General features: G+C 56.0%; 6 protein-coding genes and 2 pseudogenes. 6 read left to right on the forward strand and 2 right to left on the reverse strand.

The annotated features are described in order from the left end of the window. The first annotated feature begins 586 nt into the window (after positions 1 to 586). The 3 genes from QDY28_RS28225 (at position 587) to QDY28_RS31105 (ending at position 2,067) form a co-directional block, all read left to right on the forward strand. Entirely contained in the window at positions 587 to 1,078 is a 492-nt protein-coding gene (locus tag QDY28_RS28225; protein WP_331384597.1) for a RidA family protein, read from the forward strand. A 307-nt stretch (positions 1,079 to 1,385) separates the two neighbouring features. Next, complete coding sequence (locus QDY28_RS31100) at positions 1,386 to 1,937, forward strand: transposase (RefSeq protein WP_442967606.1); 552 nt, start codon at positions 1,386 to 1,388, stop codon at positions 1,935 to 1,937. Next, positions 1,822 to 2,067, forward strand: a complete 246-nt coding sequence (locus QDY28_RS31105) for a hypothetical protein (protein WP_442967607.1) — start codon at positions 1,822 to 1,824, stop codon at positions 2,065 to 2,067. The genes QDY28_RS31100 and QDY28_RS31105 overlap by 116 nt, the downstream gene beginning before the upstream one ends. Positions 2,068 to 2,394: 327 nt before the next feature. Here the strand turns inward: QDY28_RS31105 and QDY28_RS28230 are convergent, their stop codons facing one another. Together QDY28_RS28230 and ligD are read right to left on the reverse strand one after the other, a co-directional pair. Further along, on the reverse strand, positions 2,395 to 3,426 hold the full coding sequence (locus QDY28_RS28230; RefSeq protein WP_331384598.1) for a PIN domain-containing protein: 1,032 nt from the start codon (positions 3,424 to 3,426) through the stop codon (positions 2,395 to 2,397). A gap of 343 nt (positions 3,427 to 3,769) precedes the next feature. Then, positions 3,770 to 4,483, reverse strand: a pseudogene (gene ligD, locus QDY28_RS28235) (non-homologous end-joining DNA ligase); the annotation flags it as partial. Positions 4,484 to 4,627: 144 nt separating this feature from the next. On the opposite strand from ligD, the gene QDY28_RS28240 reads away from it, so the two are divergent. The 3 genes and pseudogenes from QDY28_RS28240 to QDY28_RS28250 all read left to right on the forward strand — a co-directional run. Then, a complete protein-coding gene (locus QDY28_RS28240) occupies positions 4,628 to 4,888 on the forward strand; it encodes a hypothetical protein (protein ID WP_331384599.1) in 261 nt (86 codons plus the stop codon). Positions 4,889 to 5,601: 713 nt separating this feature from the next. Continuing rightward, positions 5,602 to 5,805 (forward strand): hypothetical protein, encoded by a 204-nt coding sequence (locus QDY28_RS28245; RefSeq protein ID WP_331384600.1) that lies wholly within the window; start codon positions 5,602 to 5,604, stop codon positions 5,803 to 5,805. 507 nt (positions 5,806 to 6,312) lie between these two features. Continuing rightward, positions 6,313 to 6,418: pseudogene (locus tag QDY28_RS28250) on the forward strand (IS66-like element accessory protein TnpA); the annotation flags it as partial.

Here is a 6,418-nt window from a genome sequence, read left to right on the forward strand (position 1 = left end):
TCGCCTTCGCTCGATTCCATCTGACCCGTCTTCCGATAGGAAGCGACTGCGGCAGAACGGCTGCGCCGTCGCTTGCCCAAGCGGGCGATGCCGCAGCGAGGCGGGGTTCCCGCTGAGATCCGTTAGGCTTGCCCCTTGCATCGGGCGACTGGTGTTCTTGGCCAAAGGCGTGGGCGGCGACCGAGCTGTGGGGTCGGCGATCGGGCGTGGCGTCCGAGATGCCTCTAGCTAGGAAGAAGCACCCGAGCGTTGGCATTGGTCGTTGCGGTAAGGCTCGGAGAACGCATCAATCAGCGTTCGGGTGGCTATTACTTGGAAGCATACCTAAGGGCGGTTCGATCACCCATGATCCGTGCCTTGGGGAACCCGCGAGGCCGAAACAAGGAAGCGGTGACCTGATTCAAACCCGCGGCAAGGGGAGCTAATGGAGTGGATCCCACGTCGCTTCTGAGTTGACCCTCTTTCGCCAATCAACCTGCTAACACAAGGCAACGGGCCGCTCTTGAAATGAGGGGCTATCTCGAAACTCAACCCCACCTGGTGCGCGAGCATTCCTACTCGGCGCGAACATGGAAGGACAAGAAGGATGCGCAACACTTATAATCGCCTGAAGTCATTCGGCATCGGGTTCGTTTTGGCCGCATTTGTCGCGGCCGCAGGAAATGTCAAAGCGCAGGACATCAAGGCTCCTACCGGCAAGATATATGACCATGGCGTCTCCTGGGAGAAAGAGTTCAGTGTCACTCAAGCCTATAGTATCAACGGAACCATCTACATCGCAGGCCAATTCTCTCACAATATGAAGGGCGAATTCGTAGGCGAAGGAGACATCAAGGCACAAGCTCGCCAGACTTTCGAAAATCTTGACCGCGTGCTTGCGGGATATGGTATCACCAAATCAAACATAGCCGAGTTAGAGATATACCTCATGGACACTACGCACAATTTTGAGCCGTTCGTTGAAGTCTATAAGGGCTACGTCGGCACGCACCGACCAGCTGTTACGCTCATCGGTGTATCCGGTCTGGCATTCCCGCAACAGCTCGTAGAGATCCGAGCTGTAGCCCACTCCAACTAATCTTTTTTGCGCTTCGGTTGTCGCGACAACGGCCGAGGGAGAGTTTCGATGCTTTCGCCGGGCGGCGCCTACTTGTGTTGGATGGAGCCGACATCTACCACGGTCTCGATCGACGGCTCTACTTTGGGGGATGTTCATGCGCAAGAAGGTGCGTCACCACGGTCCGGCTATCTTTGCAGCCGAATACTGTTCGCCTATCCGCTTCTATACATCGCGACCTCGCCGGTGATACGCCTGCCGACTCGTGAACGATTGGGAGACGCCTCCTACGGGACCTATCTCTAGGGCTGGTGAGTGGAAGCAGATGATGAACCATGCCCTCGGCCAGTTTAGCACGTGGTCGGCGGTCTTTGCGCTTTCCCTCCCGACAGCGTGGGTTGCTCGGCTGGCTTTCGTGGCATCTACGGGGGATCGCGCTCCTCCAGCGACAGCCCGTCAGTCCATCAGAAAAGCTGACTTCGACTGCCCGCTTGCCACCTTTGGCCCGCATCGCCCTGTTGCCCTCACCCATCAGATAGAGGCATATACGTCAGAGATCGTTAAATTGGAGAAGCACATTGTCCGAGAAACCCGACAGGATCCGACATTGAGCCGGCTGACCTCCGTTCAAGGTGTGGGTCCAATCACTGCCAGCTCTATCGCGGCATTTGTACCCGACCCACAGGCCTTCAAGTCTGGTCGTCATTTTGCGGCTTGGATAGGCCTGACCCCGAAATCAAATTCCACAGGTTGGGAAAACCAGATTGGGAAGAATCTCAAAAATGGGAAACCCGGTCTTACGATCTCTTTTGGTTGTGGGGGCGTCCGCCGTTATCCAGCACGCGCGTCGAGGCGCAAAGGTCTCAGCCTGGTTGACTGAGTTGCTGAGGCGCAGGTCATATAAGGTCGCCGCCATTGCGCTGGCCAACAAGATGGCGCGCATTGTTTGGGCTCTTCTAGTGAGAGGGGGGCAATTCCACAGCACGGCGAACGAAGCAATGGCGGCCTAGTACCGAGTGCAGATCGCTTGTCGTCGCTGACAAGCTGAAGTCCAAGGTGCAAGATCAATGATGACCCCGAGGAAAGACATCCGGATTGGATCAAGACCGTGATTCCCAACGTGCTTCGAGCTCGCTGATTTGTTTAGGTCACTCCAGTCGCGAACGTCATCAAGGCCAGTAGCCCAATGCTGCGCGAAAGGCCGGACATATGGGCGCACAAACCCTCGGAATATCAACGATTGAACACCTTGACCGCAGAGCAGTTCCACATATGGGAGTCGGGTACTACGACTTTTCGAGCAGAAGCGGGACCGCGCCGCGGGCAGCCAGGCTGTCTTATGTATCGAGCATGTCCCACTCATCCCCCGTGACCCAACGCAAAGCTGACAGCTTCCCGTTGATCATGCCCCATTCGAAATCGTCCCAGGGACCGAGGTTATCGATTCCTACCTCGTCCTCTGTTCTTTTCGCAGCGGCAAGCGCGCCTGCCCATATCGTATCGAGGGTTTGATCCTGTCGATATGGGGATCGGGAATATTCGGATTCCGGCACCACATGATGCGTGCCGTCTTCTATTTTTGAACGGAGATTCCAGTGCCGGTTGTACCAGACCTGACGGAACAATAGGTGGTCGGCTTCCAGGATCTCCGACAGCCTGCGGAACTGGGGCGAGTAGTTGAATTCAGCGTCGCGATCTGCCAGCAAGTCCGGATCGAAGTCTTTCAGGGTATCGAGCAGCGAAACCCAATAACTGGATTTTGGCGGCGCGAATAAGGGTGCCAGGTCGGGGTGGGCAAGACGGCGATCCCCGTTTGGCTCGCTGAAATCCTTGATATTGTGTGTGACAAATGCAAAGCGCGCATCTTCATCGGCGGATTGCGCGACTGCGTCCGCATATATCTCGATAAGGATTGCGTCTCCGACACTGTTTTTGGCCCGGTGATAGGGGGCAAGATTTGCGAGCGCCCTGTCAGTCACCCGTCGCTTGATCGCATTCGTCGTTGGAACAGGCTCTTGTGCGAGCAGCAGCTTTTCGATCGCGTCAACGACGCTGAGAACGGAGTCGCTCCCGGTGGCAATCTTATGATCGACCTCGTTGAGCCCCTGCAGGGTCGGGCCTTTGATTTCGTCCGCGCCGAACTGATTGACGGCTTCTCGGACCAGTCTGAAATGTGACTGCAGGCTACGCTGCGCATCCGCAATGACGCGCGCTTTGTTGCGCTGGAATTCTTCAACGACAATTTTCGGAATGGTAAGGCTGACCTCTCCTGCCGAAATCAGGTCTTCTAGAGCGCTGATGAGGGGTTGCGAGCGGTAATCTTTGGAAAGATCGAGCCATACGCACGTATCGATTAAAAGATGCAACATTCGGAAACGCCGGTTTTTATGGTTAACTGGAAAATCATACCTGGGACCGACGTTACAGATTTTTGCGAAGTGCGTCAGCCAGCGACTACCAGTTCCTCTCCAGCGGCAATCAGTCGGATCAACTTCATTTCCTCGTCGATCCTCCCAGCTTTGCCGAACGGACATAATGCTCGAGCACGCCGGCAACGCGTGAGCACCTTGCGTGGCGCATATCGAAGATGAAAGAGACAATATCCTGGCCGACCAAAGCGGAGAACGCGATTGTCTGCCCTCGTCATTCCGGTCGAGCACTAGATCATGAGAAATTCGCTATCCGGATCACTGATGTTGGCGAAAATGCCCTTCATGTCGATTGCCTCTCAATTCGATAGACCGCCGCATTATCCTGTCTTTCACGCAGGCCTTTGTATGAGGGATGCCGAAGTTTTCCGTCATGCGTCCAAGCTCGGTACTCGATTTCAGCGATCAGGGTCGGCTGAACCCAGATCGTGCCTTTTCGCTTCAGCTCCACGGGTGATTTCGCTGTCTTGATCTTATCGAGATCCTGCCGGAGACGGATTGTCTCGCGTTCTTTGAAACCGGTGCCGACGCCGCCGACATAGACGAGATCGTTGCCACGATAAGCGGCGAGCAGCAATCGGCCAATACCGCCCAGTGCCGCCGCGGACGGTTCATAGGCGATGATGAAAAAGCTGTCGCTTTGGACGCATTTGATCTTGAGCCAGTCACCGAGACGGCCCGATCGATAGGGCGCATCGAGCTTCTTGGCAATGAGCCCCTCGAGCCCGTGCTCGCAGGCTGACGCGAACAGCTCGTCACCATCGGCCTCGATCGCTTCCGAAAGCCGGACAGCGCCGAAACTGTCCGCCGGAATGATGCTCTCGAGCATCTGCCGACGCTCGGAGAATGCCATTCGCCGGAGATCATGCCCATCGAGGTACATGACGTCGAAGGCGAAGAAGATCGCTTCACCGGCACTTCGTTTGCCGCCGCGCCCGCCAAGCGCCTGCTGCAAGGCGCCGAAATCGGAGCGGCCGTGTTCGTCGAGCACGACGGCAAGCCGCCGGCATGGATCACATGTGATCCAGGAACTCAAGCTGTTGATTTGCGGTCCGAGGGAACCATTTCCTTACAAATGAGTTGATGCGGCGGCCGTAGGTCGCCGCCCCGGGGATTAAGGCAATTTGAAGGGGAAGAAACGATGAAGATGGTTCTCATTGCGGCAGCTTTGGTATTGTCCGCCGCTGCTGCGCATGCCGCTGATACATGCACCTCCAAAGCAATCGACAAGAATGGCAAGCCACTGGCTGGTGCTGCTCTCACGGCATCGGTCAACAAATGCAAGAAGGATGCGGCTGCCGCCTGCGATCTGTCCGCCAAGGATAAGAACGGCAAGCCCTTGGCTGGCGCAGCAAAGACCGCCTACACCAAGAAATGCGTGAGCGATGCCGTTGGTGGCTGACCTGCCTGACATTTCTTTGTTCGGATTTGGTTGGTGCGATGGAATATTCCGTCGGGCCGCTACTTTGCGCGCGCGGGAGACCCGCAATCTGGCTCTGCCTGTGGCCATTGATAATGGCGGGTGCTGGTCAAATTCGCAAACGGACCGACGATATTGAGCTTGTACGTCTCAATCAGCGAGGCGACGGTTTCCAGTTCTCGGCACCAGCGAGCTTTTTGTCCATGCACTAGATGAGACCACCGAGAGCGACCCAATGCAATTGCAGTCGTCGAGTACCGGACGGTTTCCGAGGCGGTAGGCGACAAAACAAAGCTAATTGCAGGATGCTCGACGGGTTACGCCTCAACAGATATGAAACTAAGGCCTGCGCTACTAGCTGAACTGCATCCGCTTAGTTACCCTTCCAGTCCAATTACGGCACCGTTGCCAATCCTTCGGTCCCCCCGCGGGCCTTGGACGATGGAGGCGGACGAACGTACATCATTTATTCCTTCGCACCTGCGGTAATTGCCGGCGATACTCAGCGGTCGTTTGACCTCGCTTGATGGAGGATGATGGCGTTGTTTTTCCGACTTCGTTTCTTCGCAATGGTGCAGCGAGCGCGTGATCTCGTCTCGATCCGATACCGAACTACGACGGCGATCTGACGCGTCGTAAACCCTTTTTCCACCTTTCTAAGATGGTGCTCCCGTGTGGCGCGCCCGAGGTTTGTTATGCAAAAGCAAGCTGTCGTATTCAATGGTCAGGAAGTCGGGATCGCGGTCCCTGTCGAAAACCGGCTCAAATTCATCGCTGTCCGCTTCAATGTCATCGACTTGGACAACAGGCTCTTCGACACGGTTACCGAAATCCGGCGCGCCATTACAGAGCATCTCGCGTCCAGCGGTCGTGCAATCACCTCTCACGGAGTGGCATAAACTTTGATCACCATCCCGAAGATGGACTTCGAATGCCTTCAAGTACGCCTTCCCGAACGACGATGGCGGGAGCGTGGAGATCACGCCGATGAAAACGGGGCAGGGTACCCGCCCGACGTTACGGGATAGGATCGAAACTCGTCGAGCTGATGGCGGCGCAGTTCGATGGCGAGGTGATCAGGGAATCCTCGTAGAAGGGGTGGCGTGTCGAGGTCAGACTGAGGTAGCCCGACGAGAAATCGCAGACTTTGTTCGATTGTATCCAATATGGTTGTCGGGGCAGGGATTCGAACCCCGCGTCACAGCTCGAGAGCTGGAAGCAACCTCGGATACCCGAAGGATGGGGAGAGCGCCTCGCTCCGATTACGCTTACGCCCGACTAAACCGTTAACTCGCGGACCTTGCGATGGTTCCTAATGGGATATTCGTAAGCGCGAATTTCGCCACACCTTCTGTAATTGATTGAGCTTTGGCATGAGGTGTCCACCTAAAAAAGGTGGACACCAAGTGATGGAAGAAGGTCAAAAACTTGCCGTGCGGCTGGTTGGTCGGAATGGACGACGCCGTTTCGATCAAGGATCGAAGGACCGCCTTGTTGCGGCCTGCCTTGAAC

Source organism: Rhizobium sp. BR 362 (assembly GCF_036528765.1).
In the GTDB taxonomy this organism is placed as follows: domain Bacteria; phylum Pseudomonadota; class Alphaproteobacteria; order Rhizobiales; family Rhizobiaceae; genus Rhizobium.

Bases quoted from the DNA above. Each gene is read 5' to 3' on its own strand.
- QDY28_RS28245 (WP_331384600.1), top strand. From the start codon at position 5,602: ATGCAAAAGCAAGCTGTCGTATTCAATGGTCAGGAAGTCGGGATCGCG.
- QDY28_RS28225 (WP_331384597.1), top strand. From the start codon at position 587: ATGCGCAACACTTATAATCGCCTGAAGTCATTCGGCATCGGGTTCGTT.
- QDY28_RS28230 (WP_331384598.1), bottom strand. From the start codon at position 3,426: ATGTTGCATCTTTTAATCGATACGTGCGTATGGCTCGATCTTTCCAAA.
- QDY28_RS31100 (WP_442967606.1), top strand. From the start codon at position 1,386: ATGAACCATGCCCTCGGCCAGTTTAGCACGTGGTCGGCGGTCTTTGCG.
- QDY28_RS28240 (WP_331384599.1), top strand. From the start codon at position 4,628: ATGAAGATGGTTCTCATTGCGGCAGCTTTGGTATTGTCCGCCGCTGCT.